At 62.2% G+C, this 19423-nt stretch carries 15 protein-coding genes; 3 read left to right on the top strand and 12 right to left on the bottom strand.

The features are described 5' to 3' along the window. Positions 1-5 precede the first annotated feature (5 nt). The 11 genes from ABSY17_RS03120 to ABSY17_RS03070 form a co-directional block, all read right to left on the bottom strand. On the bottom strand, positions 6-800 hold the full coding sequence (locus ABSY17_RS03120) for a hypothetical protein (protein WP_378942241.1): 795 nt from the start codon (positions 798-800) through the stop codon (positions 6-8). 64 nt (positions 801-864) lie between these two features. Beyond that, the gene (locus ABSY17_RS03115; RefSeq protein ID WP_378942522.1) at positions 865-2124 is read right to left on the bottom strand and encodes an O-antigen ligase family protein; all 1260 of its coding nucleotides are present in this window, start codon (positions 2122-2124) and stop codon (positions 865-867) included. A gap of 400 nt (positions 2125-2524) precedes the next feature. Next, positions 2525-3280, bottom strand: a complete 756-nt coding sequence (locus tag ABSY17_RS03110; protein WP_378942238.1) for a LuxR C-terminal-related transcriptional regulator — start codon at positions 3278-3280, stop codon at positions 2525-2527. 568 nt (positions 3281-3848) lie between these two features. Then, entirely contained in the window at positions 3849-4211 is a 363-nt protein-coding gene (locus ABSY17_RS03105; RefSeq protein ID WP_378942235.1) for a cupin domain-containing protein, read from the bottom strand. 74 nt (positions 4212-4285) lie between these two features. Further along, on the bottom strand, positions 4286-5149 hold the full coding sequence (locus ABSY17_RS03100) for an ABC transporter permease (RefSeq protein ID WP_378942520.1): 864 nt from the start codon (positions 5147-5149) through the stop codon (positions 4286-4288). 2 nt (positions 5150-5151) lie between these two features. Continuing rightward, positions 5152-6021 carry an ABC transporter permease gene (locus ABSY17_RS03095; protein ID WP_378942233.1) on the bottom strand — a complete coding sequence of 290 codons (870 nt, stop codon included), beginning with the start codon at positions 6019-6021 and terminating at the stop codon, positions 5152-5154. Next, complete coding sequence (locus tag ABSY17_RS03090; protein ID WP_378942231.1) at positions 6018-7106, bottom strand: ABC transporter ATP-binding protein; 1089 nt, start codon at positions 7104-7106, stop codon at positions 6018-6020. The genes ABSY17_RS03095 and ABSY17_RS03090 overlap by 4 nt, the downstream gene beginning before the upstream one ends. A gap of 53 nt (positions 7107-7159) precedes the next feature. Continuing rightward, positions 7160-8248 carry an extracellular solute-binding protein gene (locus ABSY17_RS03085; RefSeq protein WP_378942228.1) on the bottom strand — a complete coding sequence of 363 codons (1089 nt, stop codon included), beginning with the start codon at positions 8246-8248 and terminating at the stop codon, positions 7160-7162. Between the two features lie 263 nt (positions 8249-8511). Continuing rightward, positions 8512-9813 (bottom strand): NAD(P)/FAD-dependent oxidoreductase, encoded by a 1302-nt coding sequence (locus ABSY17_RS03080; RefSeq protein WP_378942226.1) that lies wholly within the window; start codon positions 9811-9813, stop codon positions 8512-8514. Then, positions 9810-11318, bottom strand: coding sequence for an aldehyde dehydrogenase family protein (locus tag ABSY17_RS03075; RefSeq protein ID WP_378942224.1), 1509 nt, complete (start codon positions 11316-11318; stop codon positions 9810-9812). The genes ABSY17_RS03080 and ABSY17_RS03075 overlap by 4 nt, the downstream gene beginning before the upstream one ends. After that, the gene (locus ABSY17_RS03070) at positions 11319-12422 is read right to left on the bottom strand and encodes a mandelate racemase/muconate lactonizing enzyme family protein (protein WP_378942222.1); all 1104 of its coding nucleotides are present in this window, start codon (positions 12420-12422) and stop codon (positions 11319-11321) included. It lies immediately after the preceding gene. Positions 12423-12484: 62 nt separating this feature from the next. On the opposite strand from ABSY17_RS03070, the gene ABSY17_RS03065 reads away from it, so the two are divergent. Beyond that, the gene (locus ABSY17_RS03065; protein ID WP_378942220.1) at positions 12485-14104 is read left to right on the top strand and encodes a PLP-dependent aminotransferase family protein; all 1620 of its coding nucleotides are present in this window, start codon (positions 12485-12487) and stop codon (positions 14102-14104) included. Here the strand turns inward: ABSY17_RS03065 and ABSY17_RS03060 are convergent. Then, the gene (locus ABSY17_RS03060) at positions 14085-15704 is read right to left on the bottom strand and encodes a GMC family oxidoreductase (RefSeq protein ID WP_378942217.1); all 1620 of its coding nucleotides are present in this window, start codon (positions 15702-15704) and stop codon (positions 14085-14087) included. The genes ABSY17_RS03065 and ABSY17_RS03060 overlap by 20 nt on opposite strands. 612 nt (positions 15705-16316) lie before the next feature. Between ABSY17_RS03060 and ABSY17_RS03055 the strand changes: the two genes are divergently transcribed. Beyond that, positions 16317-17426 carry a hypothetical protein gene (locus tag ABSY17_RS03055; RefSeq protein ID WP_378942215.1) on the top strand — a complete coding sequence of 370 codons (1110 nt, stop codon included), beginning with the start codon at positions 16317-16319 and terminating at the stop codon, positions 17424-17426. 27 nt (positions 17427-17453) lie between these two features. Beyond that, the gene (asnB, locus tag ABSY17_RS03050) at positions 17454-19403 is read left to right on the top strand and encodes an asparagine synthase (glutamine-hydrolyzing) (protein ID WP_378942214.1); all 1950 of its coding nucleotides are present in this window, start codon (positions 17454-17456) and stop codon (positions 19401-19403) included. Positions 19404-19423: the final 20 nt, after the last annotated feature.

Below are 19423 nucleotides of genomic sequence, written 5' to 3'. Positions count from 1 at the left end.
GCCTGCTAGCCTTGCCGCGGCCGCCGGTCGCGGCAGGCAATCAACGCGGCCTCCAGCGCCCGTTCCGCCACCTCATCAGGTGGTGCCAGCGGCTCGACATCGACAGCCACCAGCACTCCCGCTCGCGTCCCCGCCTTGAAGTCAGCCGCTATCTCGCGGCATGCTCGATCTGCTGCAACCCAGAGCTCGAAATCGTCGTCGGGAGCGACTTTTTGCATGCGTGAGGCTTGGTCATCCCGCTTGACCAGGCGCCCCTGGGCAAGGCCGATCGCGCCGCGCAGATGCAGGAAAACAAAGTCGTCCACGCCGATGGCGCACAGAATATCGATCCATTGCTCGGATGTTCTTCTGCGTCTGCTCTTCAGCGCTATCGACCAGAACCCCTGCAGCAATCCCTGGTCCAGAATGACGATGGAAGTGCCTTTGGACCGCTTGCCGAGGATGTAGGCCGACACAAAACACAGGTTCCACGTCACCCTGAACAGATCAATCGCCGAATCTTGTCCGCCCTCGACGACAAACCGCGCAATTCTCAGGCACAGCGACCGGAATGTCCGATCCATCAGTCGTGGTGCGATGACGCCAATTCGGTGAATCTGCCTTCCAACGAATGTTCGTTTCTCCCAGGCGGTTCGCTCCTCGTCTACCTCGAGGTTGCACTGTTGCAGCCTGATGCCCAGGAGGTTGGCGGCAGTCGTCTTTCCAAGTCCGGGAAGGCCGAAGAATTCGACAAATCGAATGCTTGTCTGGACGCGCGCTGCGGCACCCGCCAAAGGGTCGTGAACCTTCTGCCAAGTCATTGGATTCAGCTCGTGCGGTTCTCAGCAGCTACAAGGGCAAGAAGGCGACAAGTCCATGGCTTGCTCAGCTTCTCAGCGTTCGAAAATACGGCGACGGCGCTGTGAAAAGGGTCTGCGCATTCGCACTGCGGCTGGATTTTACCGATCGCTGCAGACCGCGGTAGAACATCAGCAATGCCAGTGGCAGCCAGAAGAACGGGGCGGTCGATGGACCGAAGGAATCGCTCATTTGATTTGCGACGATGTAGTTCAGTGCAGATATCGATGTTCCGAGAACCATCACATCCGTCTTGGTCGCCTGCTCGCTCGCTCCTTTGGCGCTCAACGTATGAAGGATGGCGCTGAGCAAGTATGTCGCGACCAGCACAACCAGGACCACGATCAACGCAAGGCCGGGCACACCCATCGTTCTGAAGTATTCGATGAGCAAGTTGTGACTGTGGGGAGCTATGTCCCCCACCGGCTGTCCTGCCCCCACTCCCGTGAACGGATGCAAGAGGCCCAAGTCCATCGAGATGGACCATAGCCGCTCTCGCGACACCATCGAATGCGCCTCGCCGCCGGTAAGCTGAACCGTCAACAGCCTGTAGGCCCGCGGGTTGAGAAACTGCAACGTCAGCAAACTCGCCCCAAGCAGAACCGGAGCGGTGATCGTTCCTGCGATTATTGCCAGCGGCCGCTGCCGCCTGATCGTGAGATATATGCCGTATAGCCCGAAGAATATGCCAAGCCCCGCGATGCCAACGACGAAGTTGGTCTTCGAACCCGACTTCACCAGGCCCAGCAGGACTGCAGCGAGGCAACCCCAAAGCACAAGCCGATATTTGCGGGAAACGATCAGCCTGGCGGCGACAAGCGGCAGGCCCGCCGACAAGGCAATGCCCAGTTGGTTCGCGTGCTTGAAATATCCTTCAGCCCTGTCGGCGAACTTTGCGTCGCCCATGCCTGCTATCACGAGGCAGGATGTTGCAACGCTCATGATGATGACCGCCGATACGATCCTTTCAACTGCCTCGCTACCCTTGGGCCTCATTGAAATGGCCAGGACCGCTGGAATCATGGCGAAGCCAAACACCTGGGCAAAAACCGCGCGCATGGTCCTGAGCGGACTGTCGGCATGCAGCATCGACAAGAGGGAAAGTATGATGATCGCGCCAGATGTCGTCAGCACCGCGATCGCGAAGGCCGCTTCGGTCCGATGAAGGCGCCGTGTCAACTCGCCATAGAAGGCGACGCCCACCACGGCGCAATACAAGGCCAGCAAGAAGGAAATCGAGCCATCGGTGCCGGCAATGCGCGTGGCGCCGGGGAACCATATCGACACGACGAGCAAGAGGACGGAGGCTTGTAGCATGGGATGGTCCGTGAGGACGTCGCATCACCGGCGGCGCCAGCCGTCGGCTGCAGGGATCGTTCATGCGCCGCCAGGTAGCAGGCCATGTGCGGCGGCCAACTGGCCAGCACTTTTCTGGCACACTCAGCCTGCCACCCGCGTCGAAATGTTTCCCAGGGGCCGGACCCAGGCAGAAATTCCGAAGAACAGAAACACGAAGGTCATCTTCGTGCACTGATCCAGAAAATGCTGCCGCACTTCGGGTGAATGATGCCCCGATTTCTGTCTTCAGTTTTTGCTTCGCATCGATCGGTCATCAAATGGCGTCAGCATCTGCACGCCAGTATGCGCTTATTTCCGCTACGTTCTCGGCCAGGCGGCCAAACGCTCTCTAGGCGTCGCTGGCAAAGAGGTCGTTGAGCTTGTAGGCGACCTCCGTGCGGTTGGTGGCTTTCAGCTTCTTCATGATGTTGCGAATATGGACCTTCACCGTGCTCTCGCGCAGCTTGAGCTCATGCGCGATGATCTTGTTGGCCTTGCCGCGACGCAAGGCCTGCACCACTTCGAACTGGCGAAGCGTGAACATCCCGGCGAGCGGCTGGGCCTCCTGGCTGTTCGCGTCGAGAACATGACGCATTGCAAGCAGGCTGCTGGCCGGAATGAAGATGCCGCCTGCGATGGCCAGGCCGATCGCCTCCACGCACACGTCGACACCGACAGTGGTTGGGATGTAGCCGCGCGCGCCGCATTCGAGCGCTTTCACAATCTGTTTCAGATCGTCAGTATCGGCAAGTATGACGACCGGCACGGACTTGAACTCTGCAGTAAGCCGCGAGATTTCGTTGGCCACGTTGACGTCGGTGACTTTTCTTCCGCCAAGGTTCAGGACAATCGCTGCCAGCGAGGCGTGCGGTTCCCGCTGCCGTCGCCAGTCATCGACGGAATCCAGGGCGGTGACATCTATGCCGAGCCCGTGAAAGACCAGTGCCTTTGCCAGGCATTCTCGGTCAAGAGTTCGCTTGTCGATGATCAGAAGTCGATCACTGGTCGGATGGTCAATCACCCTGATTTGCTTCACAGATTCTTGATTATCGCCTGCGATGGCCGCCACTGAATGGCGCCCATGTGTTGTCGAATTGGGATTCATGCAAGTACCCACCCTTTCCGCATGCCGATCATCCGATCGGCTAACCCCGCATCCCCAAACAAACACCCTGCACGCCCCGGTGCAGCGCTTTGGTCGCCGTTAAACAAGATGTGCCCGCTGCCTTCTCATGGACATTCGAACGTTGATATTCATTGCACTTTGAGTCCCCGTTACTCAAACATGTGCTTTGCGCGACATCTGTATTCGCTAAGCAAAATGACCCATACTCGGTAGACGGCTTATCATCTGATACCATGTATTGGACGATGTCCATGGAACTTATGGGCTACTAGTCTTCTAGCTCCAATGAGCAATTGACCGTCCCGATCGAGTTACTACCTACAGCACAAAAATTGGCCCCGACCCGAGGAGGGGTCGGCATTGAATTGAACCCGAGCAAGGGAGAGGGGCGAACCCGGTGCGTTGCGCCCAGGGGTTCGTTTGGCGGGTGGCGAAACCCGACGATCTTGTCTGCGTGACGCTTGAGGCGCGGGCGCGCACGGCTGGTATCTGGCTCGCATCAGCGAGGAACGCAGCCTCGACCTTGCGCTGCAATGGTTCGATGAACTTACTGAACGTTTTCCGCGTGCAGGATGTAGAGCTTCCGCGTTGTCTCGTGGATTGTCCATTCACCCCGCCAGCCTTTTGGCAGGACGAGCATCTGGCCGGCCACCAGTTCCTGCGTCTGCCCGTCAGGCCCATGCAGCGAAACGCGCCCGGCGATGATGTGGCAGGTTTCGGAGGTCGTATCACGCGAGGCGGTGAAGCGTCCGGGCGTGCATTCCCAGACGCCGATCTTGAGCAGGCCATCGGGCGATGCCCATAACTGCACGGATGCCTCCAACTGGTCGCCGACGATCGAAGTCGGCTTTGGCGAGGGCGTGCCAAGGTCGATCGAGGCGAGACTGGAAAAGGTCAGGAAATCGATCATGGGGCCTCAGCGGGAAAGGTAGGGTGTCAATGGGGCGGATGTGCCGGGCCACGTTGGGCGGCCCTGGCGCCGGCTTACGATTTCGTCTTGTCGCGCTGGACCAGCACGCTGATCAGAGCAAGTACGCCAGATCCGACCATCAGCACGAAGGACACGGCGTTGAGCACCGGCGTCGATCCCACCTTTGCCATCCGGTCGTACATGGTGATCGTCAGCGGCGCCTCGGATCCGACCAGCATCAGCGTCGTGTTGAAGTTTTCAAAGGACACCAGGAAGGCGACGATGAATGCCGATACCAGCGCGGGCATGAGGTAGGGGATGGTGATCGTGCGCAGCACCCGCATGCGCCCTGCGCCAAGGTTGAGCGCTGCTTCTTCCAGCGCGATGTCGAACTTGCGCAGCCGTGCTGCAATCACCAGCGAGGTGATCGTTGTCAGGAAGGCAAACTGACCGAGCACGACGAGCGGCAGACCCGGCCGCAGGATGGACCAGTCGTAGCCCAGCGTGTTTTCGACGCCGTTGGCGACCATGCTGGCGACGACCAGAATGGAGATGCCCAGGATGACCCCCGGGATGACAAGGGGGATGATCATCAGCACATAGAGCACCGGCTTGCCGGGGAAGCTGTGGCGCTCGAACAGAAAGGCGTTGCAGGCGCCGACGAAGACGGACAGGGCCGAGACGATCAACCCGATCTTGAACGAGGTCGCCATCCCCTGGAGCAGGCGACGGTCGTGGAGCAGGCCGAGATACGGTTCGCTGTCGCCGAAGAACCAGGCCAGGGTGAAGCCTTTCCAGGGCAGCGACGGATACTGTGAATCGTTGAAGGCGAAGAGGCCTGCCACCAGCAGCGGCGCAGCCAGATAGATGAAGAACGCCAGCATGTAGGCCTGGTAGGCGCGGCGCATGAACAGCGATTGCGGAGCGGCAACGTTCATCATCACCCCTTTGCCACGGTGGATGCGAGGTTCTGCCCGGTCAGGCGCAGGCCGACCCAGACGACTGCGGATGTGAAGGCCAGCAGCAAGACGCCGAAGGTAGCCCCGGCCTCCCAGTTGTAGCGCGTGATGAACTGTTCGTAGATCTGCTCGGTGAACCACATGCTGTTCTTGCCGCCGAGCAGAACCGGGGTCAGGTAGCTGCCCGCGGTCATCATGAAGACGATGATGCATCCGGCGACAATGCCGGGCATGGCGTAGGGAATGACGATCCGGCGGAATACCGTCAGTCGGCTGCCGCCAAGATTGAGCCCGGCTTCGATCAGGCTGTCATCCATGCCATCGAGCGTCGAGACCAGCGGAACGATCATGAACAGGACGACGGTGTAGACGAGGCCGACGATGACGGTCGCGTCGTTGTAGAGCAGTTCCACCGGGCCGGAGACGAGACCGGTCGCCTGCAGGACGCTCGAAACGACGCCGGTCTCGCGCAGAAGGATGATCCAGCCGAAGGCCCGGACGAGATCGCTGACCCACAGGGGCACCAGGCAGAGCAGGAAGAGTGCTGCACGCGAGCGGTGCCGCGCAACCTTGGCGATGTAGTAGGCAACGGGAAAGCCGACGATCAGCGCCAGGAAGGTCACGAAGATCGATGTGACCGCGGTGCGAAGCAGCGTGTTCCAATAGATCGGTTCCCGCAGGAAATCGACGTAATTGGCGATGCCGAAGACATATTCGCCCGGTCCGACCTTTTCACGCAGCGACACCATGAGGATGCCAAGCTGTGGGACGACGATCAGGACGCCGATCCACAAGAAGAACGGCATCAGCAGCAGGAAGAGGAAAAAGCGCCGTGCATCCGTAGAAGTCATGACTGGACCCGGCAAGCGAAGCCAAGGGTTCGCTCGTGCGCAAAACTGAGCGTCACGGCATCCTGGGCCTTGGGCGTATCCCCGGCCCCGGCCTGGGGCATGTCGACCTCGATCAGTTCGCCGGACGCGGTGCGCACCAGGATGCGGCTGTTGGCGCCATTGAAGAGCAGGCTGTCGACCGTACCCTCGACCTGGTTCGAAGTATCCGCTGAGTCGGCGCGGTTCAGCGCGATCGCCTCGGGGCGCACGAAGATCTCGACTTCGTCGCCTTGCGACATGGCTCCATCGAAGGAAGCGACGACCCTGCCACCCGCATGGAGATCGACGCTGGAGAAACCTTGATCGACGGACGCGACCTTTCCGCGCCAGCGGTTGGCATCGCCGACAAAGCCCGCAACGAAGCCGCTTGCCGGCTTGTGGTAGAGGTCCTGGGGCGTGCCGATCTGTTCGAACCGGCCGGCATTCATGACCGCGACATTGTCGGACATGACCAGGGCTTCCGACTGGTCGTGGGTGATGTAGAGGAAGGTCGTGTTGAACTGGCTCTGCAGCATCTTCAGCTCGATCTTCATGCGTTCGCGCAGCTTCAGGTCGAGTGCGCCCAAAGGCTCGTCGAGAAGCAGAACGTCCGGTTCGAGCACCATGCAGCGCGCAATCGCGATGCGTTGGCGCTGGCCTCCGGAAAGCTGGCTGACCTGCTTGTAGGCGACGTCGGGCAGGCCGATGCGGGCAAGCACGTTGCTGACTTTTTCAGCGATTTCGGCCTTGCCGGCGCCGCGGCAACGCAACCCGTAGGCTATGTTTTCGCCGACGTTCATCATCGGGAAGAGCGCAAGATGCTGGAACACCATCTTGACGTTGCGCTTGTTCGGCGGCGTAGCGACCACGGATTTTCCCTTGATCCTTATGTCGCCGGACGACGGGGTTTCGAACCCGGCGATGATGCGCATCAAGGTTGTCTTGCCGCATCCCGAGGGGCCGAGAATGGAAAAGAAGGATCCGCTCGGCACATCCAGCGAGACGCCTGAAACGGCAGTCAGGTGGCCGAATTGCTTGGTAACATTGTCGCATTGAAGATCGAACATGGACTGCCCTGCAAGGTGCGGCGGAAGCAACGCCTCCGCCGCCTGCTATGTGATTATTCGGAACCGGTTGCGGCCTTGATCTTCTCAAGCGCCTTGCCTTCCATGTCCTCCAGGCCTGGAGGAATGTTGGCGAAGAACTTCAGGTTGGAGATGTCGTCAGCCGTGAAAGCTGCCTGCACGGCCGCCTTCTTGTCGTCCGGCATCATCGAGATGCCGTCCTTGACGGCGACGATCGCGCCGCTCTTGGCCGACATCATGGTCACGATCTCGGGCTGCATGACGAAGTTGATCCACTTGTACGCGGCATCGTCGGCTTCGCCCTTGCGCGGCATCGCAAACGTGTCGATCCAGGCAAGCGCGCCGGTTGCAGGCGGCACGAACACGATGTTCGGGTTCTGCGCAAAGAGCTTGTAGGCGGTGGAATCCCATGTCTCCGAAGCGATCACTTCGCCCGAGAGCATCAGCGCCGAAAGGTCGTCGCCGGCCTTCCAATAGGTTTTGAGATTGTCCTTGCAGGCGATCAGCTTTGCGGAGACCTCGTCGAGGATCTTCTGGTACTCGCCCAGGTCGCCATAGGCCGCGAACGGGTCCTTGCCCATCGAGTAGGCCATGCCGAGCAGGATCGTCCGGCGCAGGCGCATGGAGGTGCGGCCCTTGTATTGGGGATCGCAAAGGTCGGCCCAGTTCTTGACATCAGGGGCCTTGGACTTGTCGACCATGATGCCCGACGTGCCCCACTCATGCGGCACCGCATAGACCTGGCCGTCGATGGTGGCGTTTGCCTTGACACCCTCCAGGAGCTTCTGGTCCATCGCGGCCGTATCGATTTTCGACAGATCGAGCGGCTTGTAGATATTGTATTCCTTCTGGGCCGCAAAGATGCGGTCATGGCTCGGCTGCACGAGGTCGAAGCCTGCGCCGCCGGTGGCGCGCAGCTTGGCGACCATTTCCTCATTGTTCGAGAAGGTCACCTCGACCTTGATGTCGGGATACTTCTTCTCGAACAGGGCGACGACGTTGTCAGGTGCATAGTTGCCCCATGTCAGCAGCCTGAGCGTCGTGGTTTCGGCGAGCGCGGGGCCGGCCACGACCGTCAGCGCAAGCGCGCTCGCGGCAAGAAATCTCAGTCTCGTGAATTTCATCTGTTCTCTCCCTCTCGGCCAGTTTTCCTGGCTTGTTCAATTTGGATTGGTTGTTGCGTTGCTCGTAGCGACGGCCACCTAGTGCGCCGGTGTTTCTCCAATGAGACTGCCGCATACGGTGTGGTATGGTGTTGTTCCTGCTTCTGCCTTCGCGCCGGAAGCGGACGTGCCGCCAATTGATCTAAGAATGGATTGGCCTTAGGTGGCAGGTCCATTTTGCAGAGCGTAAGAGGCCACTTTGGGCCTCGGTCCGGAGGTGTAATTCAGACATTCCGGCTGTCGCGCCAGCGGTAGTAGGACACCGACGCTGCGAGGAACCAGGGATTGCCGAAATAGAGCGGCCTGGTCTGGAATGGCGTTCCGTCAAATCCGGTCTTGCCTTCCTTGAGACCGAGGACTTTCTGCCCGGTGCGCATCCCCAGATAGCTCGCCATCGACACACCCGAGCCGCAATAGCCCATGGCGTAGTACATCCCGTCGTGCAATCCGGTATGCGCCATCGTATCGAAGGTGTAGGCGACAAGGCCCATCCAGGAGTGGCTGATCCGTACCGCGGAAAGCTCTGGAAACATCCGCACGAGCTCATCCCGAAGCAACGGACCGCTGATGCGCGGGTCGGTCTCGCCCTGGCTCACCCTGCCGCCGAAAATCACCCGCCGGCGATCGGGCGAGACGCGATAATAGTAGACGACCTGCCGCGTGTCGGAGACGATGCGGTTGGTGGGAAACAGGCGGTCCATGACATCAGGCTCGATGGCTTCGGTCGCAATGATGTAGCTGCCGATGGGAATGACCCGGCGACGCTGCCAGGGCGTCACCGCGCCCGTGTAGCCGTTGGTTGCGATCACGACATCGCGCGCGGTTACGCTCCCGCGGGGCGTATGCAGCCGAAAGCCTTTGCCAAGCCGCTCGATCCTTGTGACCGGGCTATGTGGGGCGATCGTCGCGCCCGCTGCCAGGACCCGTTCCAGCAGGCCCTGATGATAGCGCCCGGGATCAAGTGATGCATGGCGCGGATAGACGACCCCGCCGTGATACACATCGGTGCCGAGTTCGGCGCGCTGTTCGCTCCGGGTGACGACCTGGCCACCGGATTCGAGCCCCTTCGGCTCGTTGCGGAGCGCAGATACGAGGCGCTTGAACGCGGGCTCGTTATGTGCGGCGTGGAAGCGTCCGACGACGTCAAAGTCGCAGGCGATACCTTCCTGGTCAACGAACTCGCCGATCCATCTCAATGCTTCGCGGCCGTCATCGAGGATGGCGCGGGCCTGGTCGGCGCCGTGCCTGCGGGTCAGAAGCGCCAGGTCTGGCTTGACGCTGGTGCTGATCTGGCCGCCATTGCGGGTGCTGCAGCCGAAGCCAGCATCTTCAGCGTCGAACACAAGTGTCGAGCGGCCGCCGCGCGCTGTCTGCAAGGCCGCGTGCAGACCGGTGTAGCCGGATCCTATGACGGCGACATCGACATTCTGCGGAAGCGGCGACTGCTCGAGTTCCGGTCGCGGACTGCGCTCCCACCAATACGGAGTCGTCTTGAAGTCTTCGGCAAAAATGCCCGCTTCGCTCATCTGTCATGCCCCGCAATACGCGCCGTTATCGTCTTGACTTTGCAATAGTTTCGCAGCGCCTGGATACCCTTCTCGCGCCCTATTCCTGATTTCTTGTTACCGCCGAATGGAGCCAATATGCCACCCGTGAAATATTCATTGACGAATATTTGGCCCGCATCGATATCTCGTGCCATTCGGTGTGCTGCGGCAAAGTCCGACGTGTAGATACCTGCGACTAGGCCAAACTGCGTGCCGTTGGCGAGCGCGACAGCGTGGTCGGCATCGTCTGCGACCTGAACGGCAAGAACGGGGCCGAAGATTTCCTCCTGGATCAATGCGTCGTCGGCCGGAACGGCATCGAAGATGGTCGGCTGGAAGAACCAGCCGGCACCGCTGGCAGGGTCGATGCAGGCATTGCCGCCGGTTGCGAGGGCAATGCCCCGCGACTTGGCGCCGTCGGCATAAGAGGCGATCTTGAGCAGGTGCTGGTGTGAGTTCACCGGGCCAAGCCTGGGGCGTCGCAAGCCATGGCCGATCGCAAGGCGGCCGGCGCGCTCGACCAGCTTGCCCACCAGTTCGGCATGCGCCGGCCTTTCGACGACCAGGCGCGACCCGGCCGAGCAGATCTGGCCGGCATTTTCGAAGATGGCGCCGATGATGTCGTCGGCCGCGCGGTCGAGGTCAGCGTCGGCGAGCACGACGGCCGGCGATTTGCCGCCGAGCTCGAGCACCACCGAGGCCACGTTATTGGCTGCCGCCCGCATGACGGCGATCCCGGTGTCGACCGAGCCGGTAAAGGTGATGTGGCGAATGCCGGGATTGGCCACGAGTGCTGCACCAGCGCTGGCGCCCGTACCCAGGACGACGTTGACGACACCGTTGGGCACGCCCGCCTGCTGCAGTATCTCCGCCAGCATGAGGGCGGTGAGCGGCGTCTGTTCGGCAGGCTTGACGACTGCGGTGCAGCCGGCGGCGAGGGCGGGCGCGATGCTGCGTGCCAGGGTCGAAATCGGGTAGTTCCATGGCACGATGTGCGCGGTGACGCCCACCGGCTCATTGACCGTGAAGCCGATATGGTCGCGGCCGAACGGCAGGCTCGCGCCCTCCATCTTGTCTGCTGCGCCGGCGTAGTACTCGAAGCAGCGGGCAGCGCCTGCGACGTCGCCCTCCGCCTCCTGCAGAGGCTTGCCGACATCGAGGCTTTCGACAACGGCGAGGCGAGGGGCGTTTTCGCGGATCAGTCCGGCCACGCGCATGAGGAGCGAACCGCGCGCCGATGGCGTCATCTGGCCCCATGCGCCTTTCATGGCGCGGCTGGCGGCCTCCACAGCCGCATCCGTCTCCGGCTTGCCGCCGGCAGCGAAATCGTGGAAGGCGCGCCCGAGGCCCGGATCGAAGCTTTCCATCCTGTCGCCGAACATCGACGCATGCCACGCACCATCGATGAAGTGCCGGTCCGGTAGCCCCGACAGCGTCCCGGTGGCGAAATATTCCGCGACGAGCTGTTCCGCCTCGATGTTCATTCAGGCGATCTCGCTCATCTGGTAGGCTGACCGGGCGAGCCATTCTGGCTCGATCTCGATGCCCCAGCCGGGCTCGCTCGAGATCGTCACCTTGCCATCGACGACGGTGTAGGGGTTCGTCCGCAGAAGCCCCTCCTGCCAGGGGTAGTAGTCTGGCCCTTCGATCGACAGTTCGAGATAGTCGCCGGCATTCGGTATCGCCGCCAGCACATGCATGGTGAACAGCGTGACCAGAGACAGGTTGGCGCAGTGCGGGGTGACGGGGATTCCGGCGGCGGCGGCCATGCGGGCGACCCTGAGGGTGCGCGCAATGCCGCCGATGTAGCAGACGTCAGGCTGCACGATGTCGACGGCGCGCATGTCGATCATGCGTTGCCAGATCCTGAGGTCGGAATCCTGTTCCCCGCCCGCAACCGCCATGTTGAGCGCCTCTGCCACCTGCCTGGTCTGGTCGAGTTCCCAGTAGGGGCAGGGCTCCTCGAAATGGACGACGCCATTGGCTTCCAGCATCCGACCGACTTCGATGGCCCGCGCAGGGCTGTAGCAACTGTTGGCGTCGGCGAGCAGCGTGATGTGATCGCCCAGAGCCTTGCGCAGGGTCGGGATGATCTCCTCGGTGCGTCCGGGCCATTCGTCCGAGTTGCGCCCGACTTCTGCGCCGACGCGGAATTTGAATGCGTCGAAGCCGTAGGTGTCACGCAGGCGCATGAAGCGCTCCGCCTCGTCTGCTGGCGTGATGTCGCGCTTCATCGACGAGGCATAGGCGCGCAATTTCCCGGGCTTGCCACCGAGAAGTTCGACCACCGGCTTTTCCGCCGCCTTGCCCCGCAGGTCCCAGATCGCGGTATCCAGTCCCGCCATCGCGCGGCGGATATAGGTGCCAGGAAATTTGTGTTCGCGCTCCTCGATCCGGTCGAGGAGGTCGTCGAGATCATCGGTCTCCACACCGAGTGACCAGGGAGCCACCTGACGGTGCATGACCTGTGCTGTGATGTCCGAATTGTAATTGGAGATCTGGCCCCACCCTTGAGCGCCGGTCTCGTCGGTGATCCGCACGAAACCGGTGTACTTGTCGCAAAAGGTTTCGATGCGCCGGATTTTCATGAGGGGTCTGCTCCTTCTGGACTTGCCCTGGAGATGCCTCGAACAAGGGCCCACGGCTTTTCATGGGAGCTGTTTCCGCCGGAATTGGCTGGCAGTTAAGAACCATTTTGGTTAAACGGGGAGGCCATTTGACAGGGCCGCAATTGTTGTGGCGGTCGGGAGGACTGCGGACTGTGGTGAAGTATTCTGGTGGGGTGCTGCTGGCGACGGTGGGCATAGATCGCGAAGCCTCGACCCCGATTGCCGTGCAGCTCGCCGGCGCCATTCGCGATGCGATCCTGTCGGGGAAATTGGCGCCAGGCCAGCGACTACCCTCCAGCCGCACATTGGCGCGGGACCATGACGTTTCGCGGACGACGGCCGTTGCGGTCTTCGACCAGTTGACCGCCGAGGGGCTGATCGTTTCGCGTGTCGGCGCCGGCGCTTATGTCAGTGACGCCCTCAATTCGCACAGGCCGGCCAGCGTAGACAGCGGGCCGGTTTCGTTCGACAGTTCGCGGCATCCGGCACGCCTCGCCCGCCTGACCAAGAACGCCTCCGAGCAATATTTTGCGAGGCTGGCCCATCCGGTCCAGCCGCGAGCCTTCGTCACCGGCACGCCTGCCTATGATGACTTCCCGGTTGCACTGTGGGCACGCCTGACGGCGCGCTACTGGCGCGAGTCGCGCGGCATCATGCTTGGCTATCCGGAGCCCAGCGGCCTGATGGCGCTGCGCAAGGCGGTGTCGGCACATCTGCGCGCCAATCGCGGCGTGGTGTGCGAACCCGAAGAGGTCTTCATCGTCAACGGCGCGCAGGATGCGTTCAATCGCATCGGCAACATCTTGCTTGATCCGGGCGATCCGGTCTGGTTCGAAAATCCAGGCGCGATCGGGGCGCGCAACAGCCTGATCTCTTGCGGCGCGCGGCTTGTGCCTGTCCCGGTCGACGAAGAGGGGATCAGCGTCAAAGCCGGGCTGTCGGCTGCGCCGGATTTTCGCCTGGCGTTCGTCACGCCATCGCATCAGCATCCGACGGGTGTCACCATGAGCCTGGAGCGGCGCTTCGAGCTGCTCCGTGCCGCCGAGCGAGCGGGTGCCTGGATCATCGAAGACGACTACGACGGCGAGTTTTTCTACTCTGGTCGCCCGCTGCCCACCCTGAAGAGCGTCGATACCGCCGGCCGCGTCATCTATGTCGGCACCTTCAGCAAATCCCTGTTTCCCGCGCTGCGCCTTGGTTTCCTGGTGGCACCTCCGGCGCTCGCAGACATCTTTAGGCGCATCGCGGGGGCGACGCTGCAGGGCGCGCCAACCAACCAGCAGGCTGTCGTGGCAAACTTCATCGAGGAAGGCCACTTTGCTTCGCACATCAGACGCATGCGCAAGCTCTATGCCGAGCGCCAGGAAGTCCTGCTCGAAGCGGCGAGCACGCGGCTTGCAGGCATGCTCGACGTGATGCGTTCCGAAAGCGGCATTCAGACCGTAGGCTATCTTGCCGAGGGGCTGGAGGAAGAGCCTGTCGCGGACGCTGCGGCGAAGCGCGGTGTCATTGTGGCGCCGATCGGTCGCTTCTGCCTCGAACCTGTCGCCGCAAGGGGGCTTGCGCTGGGCTTCAGCGCTTCCCAGCCGCGCGACATCAAGGCCGGCGTTTCGGTGCTCGGGGAAGTGCTGGAATCCTTCCTCAGCGCCGGTCGGCGATAAGAAAATCCGCTCCCCTTTCGCCTACCATGATCGTTGGCGCGTTGATGTTGCCGGCGGTCAGGCGTGGGAAAATCGAAGCATCGACCACGCGCAGGCCTTCGAGACCATGAACGCGCAGCCGTGCATCGACAACCGCGCTTGCCGGGTCCGGCCCCATCGCGCAGGTGCCCGAGGCGTGGAAGATCGAGCCGGAGCGCTGGCGGATATCTTCCTCGATCTCAGCCCGCGTCTCCAGAGGCGTTCCAGGCTGCAATTCCTCGTCGATCAACTCGGCCAACGGCGCCTGCGCTGCGAACTTGCGCAGGAAGGCCGCCGCCTCGACGAGTTCCTCCAGGTCTTCGGCGGTCGAGAGGTAGTTCGGCTGGATCGACGGGGCCTGGAACGGATCGGCCGAGCGGATGCGGATATGGCCCCGGCTGGTCGGATGGCAGTTGGAAACGCCCAGCATGAAGCCTGGAAATGGATCGGGGCGCATCAGCTGGCGTTTGCCGGGGACGGCCTTGGTATAGCTCAGCGGCGAAAAATAGAGCTGCATGTTCGGCCGCTCGCGGGCCGGGTTCGTGCGGAAGAAGCCGCCGCCCTGGTTGACGCTGAGCGACAAGGGCCCACCGCGGTTGAACAGGTAGTGCGCGCCGACCATGAGGCGGCCCCACCAGGGGCGCAGTTGGTCGTTCAGCGTCGGCCGACGCGAGCGGTAGAGATAGTCGAAGCCCAGGTGGTCCTGAAGGTTTTCGCCCACTCCCTTCGCCGCGTGGACAACAGGAATGCCAAGGCCCGCAAGCAGCATGGGATCGCCCACGCCGGAGAGCTGCAGCAGTTGCGGTGAGTTGACCGCCCCGGCTGAAAGGATCACCTCTCCCCGGACCTTGACCGTGTGGAGCTCGTTTCCGCGCTGGTACTCGACCCCGACAGCCCGGCGTCCTTCGAACAGGATGCGCGTGACCTGCGCCCGCGTCACCACATTCAGATTGCTGCGCCGCATTGCCGGCCGCAGGTAGGCCGTAGCGGCGGATGAACGAAACCCGTTTCGCGTGGTGATCTGATAGGTGCCAACGCCTTCCTGGGTCGCGCCGTTGAAGTCGGGATTGAGCATGAGCCCCGCGTCGACACCTGCCGCCAGATAGTTCGCACAAAGCGGATGCACCCTGTCGGCCACGCAGCTCACGCCAAGCGGGCCGCCTGTCGCACGCCATTCGTCTGCGCCTGCGCTGTTGTCTTCCATTCGCTTGAAGGCCGGCAGCACGTCGCCAAAACCCCAGCCGGGATTGCCGAGCCGCTCCCAGCCGTCGAAATCCTCGCGCTGGCCGCGAATGAAGACCATCGCGTTGATCGAGCTCGATCCGCCGAGTACGCGGCCGCGCGGCCAGTATGTCGTTCGGCCGCCAAGCCCGGGTTCGGCCTCGCTGACGTAGCGCCAGTTCATGTCGGCATGGTAGAAAGTCTTGCCGTAGCCGATCGGCATGCGGACCCATGGACTAAGATCGCTGCCACCGGCTTCGAGCACCAGCACCCGGTTTCGCGGATCGGCGCTCAGCCTGTTGGCGACGACACAACCTGCCGATCCGGCACCCACGATCACATAGTCGGCCACGTCCTGCACTGCTTTGTTCCCGCCCTTCACAAGTCCGCTTGCCGGCGGGAAAATAGCGACGACCGGGCGTATAGGAAACGCCACTTTGAACTGTCGGCCATGCCACTTTGCGGACCGCCTCTTGTTGCGCCCGGATCATGTCCCCTTGATCGGCAGCCGCGTCGCTGCCTCGATGTCATCGAGAATTGCATTGGCAATTGCACGGTCCGCCGGATTCATCTCGCCATTTTCGATGCGAAGTCGATCGATCAGGTTGACTTGATTTCCCGTGTGGCCTTCATCGATTTGAAGAGTCGAAGCGTCTCACGTTACCGGGCTGCCTCTTTCGAGCAAGTCTTCGCAGACGCCTCAGGCATGGGCGTGACGCCGTTCCAGCCTCATGTCAGTCGCCGCGTGCAACTCGAACACGATCAATCACTCTCAAGCAGCTTGTGGAGTTCTGTGAAGGCCGAACGCGCCGCGAATCTGATGTCCCGGCTCTAATAGAAGTGGCGTCTCGCAGGCGTCGGTCCAATATTCCCCACGTTGAATCACCATCAATTCCCGCCTGCTTGGTTCCTTGTTATTAACTGGTCGCATGTACAAGGGCTAAACTGCCACCGCGAGATATCTGGAGTCATTGTGAGAAGTCACATCAGGCATCTGATGGGAGCGGATGTTCCGGCTGTAGCCGGCCTGTTCCAGCGTGTCTTCCGCGATGCTGTCGACTCGCCCACGGCTAACCTGGAGGCCTATTTCACCAGCCTCTTCCTTGAAGGGCCGGACCAGGATCCCGAGATACGCTCCCATGTCCACGTCCGCGATGATGGCGGCGTTTCCGGATTCATCGGCGTGCTACCCATGCCGGTTCTGGTCGGCGAAAGGCCGATGCGCGCTGCGATCTGCAGCACGCTGATGGTCGACAATTACGCCGACGATCCTTTTGCCGGCGCACGGCTGATGCGCGCCTTCCTGGCCGGGCCGCAAGACATTTCGCTGACGGAAACGGCCAACGACATTTCCACGGCCATGTTGCGTAAGCTGCGCGCAACCGTGCTGCCCGACCATAGCCTGGAGTGGCTACGCGTCATCCGCCCGGCCGGCTTTGTCGCCGAAATGGCGGCCAGTGTAGTGGGGGCGGCGCGGCTCCTGTCGCCGCTTGCCAAACCCATCGATGCCCTCATCCGCCGCGGTACGGCGGAGCCGCGCTGGTCGAACCTGGCGGCTTCGATCCCGGCCGGCACGCTGGCCAGCCGCGATGCCGACGACGAGACCGCCGCGACCCTTTTCCGGAAGCTGACCGAACCTTTTGTGGTACGGCCGCGATGGTGCGACGAAAGCCTGCTCCGCATGCTGGCAGAATCCCGCCACAAGGCGCTTTTCGGCGATATGGTGCGCAGGGTCGTGACCACGCGCGACGGCCGGCCGGTGGGAATGTTCCTCTATTATGGCGATCCCGGCCGCATTGGCCGCGTGATACAGATCCTCGCGGTGCCCGGCCAGACAGGCGCTGTGATCGACAGCATGCTCGCCCATGCCAGTGAACGCGGCATGGTGGCATTGCGTGGCCGCACGCAGCCCACGTTGCTGGAGGCGATGCTCGGCCGGCGCTTCACTTTCGTTCATGCCTTGTCGTCGCTCGTGCATGCGCGCGACGCCGCGCTCATCGAGCCTTTCATCGCCGGCAAGGCGTTCTTCAACGGTTTTGCCGGCGAATCCTGGTCACGCCTGATCGGAGACCGATTTGACTAGCGGCCCCGAGTTGAGATTGCGCAGCTCATGTGCGGCATAGCGGGCTACCTTGGCGCGCTGCCGCCCGATGAAGCCGCGATGCTGCTGCAGCGCATGTGCGGGGCAATTGCGCATCGCGGGCCGGACGGGCAGGGCATCCATGTCGGCCGCGATGTCGGGCTCGGTCACCGTCGCCTTTCCATCATCGACCTGTCGCCCGATGGCGCCCAGCCGATGCGGAATGCCGATGGCACCATATGCATCGCCTACAATGGCGAGGTCTTCAACTACCTTGAACTGCGCGAGATGCTGATCGCGCGGGGCCGCCGTTTCCGTACTGCGAGCGACACCGAAGTCGTACTGCAACTCTACGAAGAGATGGGCCCGGATTTCGTGTCTCTTCTCAACGGCGACTTCGCCTTTGCCATCTGGGACGAAGGCCGCCGGCGCATGCTGTTGGCAACCGACCGCATGGGCGTGCGGCCGCTATTTCATACCTGGCATCGCGGCACATTCTACTTCGCCTCGGAAGTGAAGGCGCTGTTCCAGGTTCCGGGCATCGAAACCGGCATCGATCCGGTCGCGCTCGACCAGATCTTCACGCTGTGGGCGCCGATTGCACCGCGTACCGCTTTCAAGGGCATATCGGAACTGCCGCCGGCTCATGTGATGATCGTCGAAAATGGCGAGACACGCACCCACCCATACTGGTCTCTCGCCTTTCCTGAGGATGGCGAAACGGTCGACACGCGCAGCGAAGCCGAAGTCGCCACGGAGTTGCGCGCACTGCTCGAGGATGCCACGCGCATCCGGCTGCGGGCAGATGTCGAGGTTGGTTCGTTTCTGTCAGGCGGGCTCGATTCCTCCATCGTCTCCGCACTTGCCGCCCGCATGGCCCCGGCTGGTTTCCGCAGCTTCGCGGTGACCTTCGAGGATGCGGAGTTCGACGAGAGCGCCTACCAGCAGATCATGGCCCGTGCCCTCGGCACTCAGCATCACGCAATCGCTTGCGGGCCGGAGGACATTGCCAGCGTCTTCCCCGCGGTGGTGTGGCACATGGAGCGGCCGGTGCTGCGCACCGCGCCCGCGCCGCTCTACCAACTCTCGGGCCTGCTGCGCGAGCAGGGGTTGAAGGTGGTGCTGTCGGGCGAAGGTGCGGACGAGATCTTCGCCGGCTATGATATTTTCAAGGAAGCGCGCATCCGCCGCTTCTGTGCCCGCCAGCCGGGCTCGAAGATCCGGCCGCAGCTGTTCCGCAAGATCTATCCTTATCTGTCGTCGCTGCAGCAGCAGACGCCGGAGTATCTGGCCGCCTTTTTCGGTGCCGGCGTCGATGCCCCTGACGATCCGCTGTTCTCGCATCGTCCACGCTTCCGCGCTACCGCAGGCGCCAAGATGTTCTTCTCGCGTGAGTTGCGCGAAGAAATCGGCGACTACGACGCGGCAGAGGAGCTTTCATCCAGACTGCCGGAAGCGTTCCCGCGCTGGCACCCGCTGCACCAGGCGCAATACATCGAAACGCGTTTCCTGCTGCCGGGATACATCCTGTCGAGCCAGGGCGACCGCATGGCGATGGCGCATGGCGTGGAAACACGTTTTCCCTTCCTGGACCACCGTCTGGTCGAGTTCGCTGCAGGCATTCCACCCGGCATGAAGCTCCGGGGCCTGCGCGAAAAACATATATTGCGCGCTGCAACCGCCGATCTGCTGCCGTCGGCCATTTCCAAACGGCCGAAACAACCTTACCGTGCACCCGACAGTGCGTCCTTCAGGGGAGCCGCTGCCACCTATGTGGAGGAGATGCTGTCGGAACAGGCGATTTCGGCCGCCGGCCTGTTCAACCCCAAGGCGGCCACCAAGCTTTTGGAGAAGAGCCGCCGCGGCGACCTCCGCGGCTTCCGCGACAATGCTGCCTTTGTCGGCATCCTGTCCACGCAGCTTTGGTCGCGTGAATTTTCAAGTCCCAGCAGGCAGCGCTCGCACGAGCCGGTTGTCTGAACCACATCCGAGAAAGGCAT

Source organism: Mesorhizobium sp. ANAO-SY3R2, from assembly GCF_042466635.1.
Taxonomy (GTDB): domain Bacteria; phylum Pseudomonadota; class Alphaproteobacteria; order Rhizobiales; family Rhizobiaceae; genus Aminobacter.
The sequence above is the reverse complement of the archived record's forward strand: the minus strand, read 5'-3'. Positions and strand labels throughout refer to the sequence as shown.

Bases quoted from the DNA above. Each gene is read 5' to 3' on its own strand.
- ABSY17_RS03120 (WP_378942241.1), bottom strand. From the start codon at position 800: ATGACTTGGCAGAAGGTTCACGACCCTTTGGCGGGTGCCGCAGCGCGC.
- ABSY17_RS03110 (WP_378942238.1), bottom strand. From the start codon at position 3,280: ATGAATCCCAATTCGACAACACATGGGCGCCATTCAGTGGCGGCCATC.
- ABSY17_RS03105 (WP_378942235.1), bottom strand. From the start codon at position 4,211: ATGATCGATTTCCTGACCTTTTCCAGTCTCGCCTCGATCGACCTTGGC.
- ABSY17_RS03100 (WP_378942520.1), bottom strand. From the start codon at position 5,149: ATGAACGTTGCCGCTCCGCAATCGCTGTTCATGCGCCGCGCCTACCAG.
- ABSY17_RS03095 (WP_378942233.1), bottom strand. From the start codon at position 6,021: ATGACTTCTACGGATGCACGGCGCTTTTTCCTCTTCCTGCTGCTGATG.
- ABSY17_RS03090 (WP_378942231.1), bottom strand. From the start codon at position 7,106: ATGTTCGATCTTCAATGCGACAATGTTACCAAGCAATTCGGCCACCTG.
- ABSY17_RS03085 (WP_378942228.1), bottom strand. From the start codon at position 8,248: ATGAAATTCACGAGACTGAGATTTCTTGCCGCGAGCGCGCTTGCGCTG.
- ABSY17_RS03080 (WP_378942226.1), bottom strand. From the start codon at position 9,813: ATGAGCGAAGCGGGCATTTTTGCCGAAGACTTCAAGACGACTCCGTAT.
- ABSY17_RS03075 (WP_378942224.1), bottom strand. From the start codon at position 11,318: ATGAACATCGAGGCGGAACAGCTCGTCGCGGAATATTTCGCCACCGGG.
- ABSY17_RS03070 (WP_378942222.1), bottom strand. From the start codon at position 12,422: ATGAAAATCCGGCGCATCGAAACCTTTTGCGACAAGTACACCGGTTTC.
- ABSY17_RS03065 (WP_378942220.1), top strand. From the start codon at position 12,485: ATGGGAGCTGTTTCCGCCGGAATTGGCTGGCAGTTAAGAACCATTTTG.
- asnB (WP_378942214.1), top strand. From the start codon at position 17,454: ATGTGCGGCATAGCGGGCTACCTTGGCGCGCTGCCGCCCGATGAAGCC.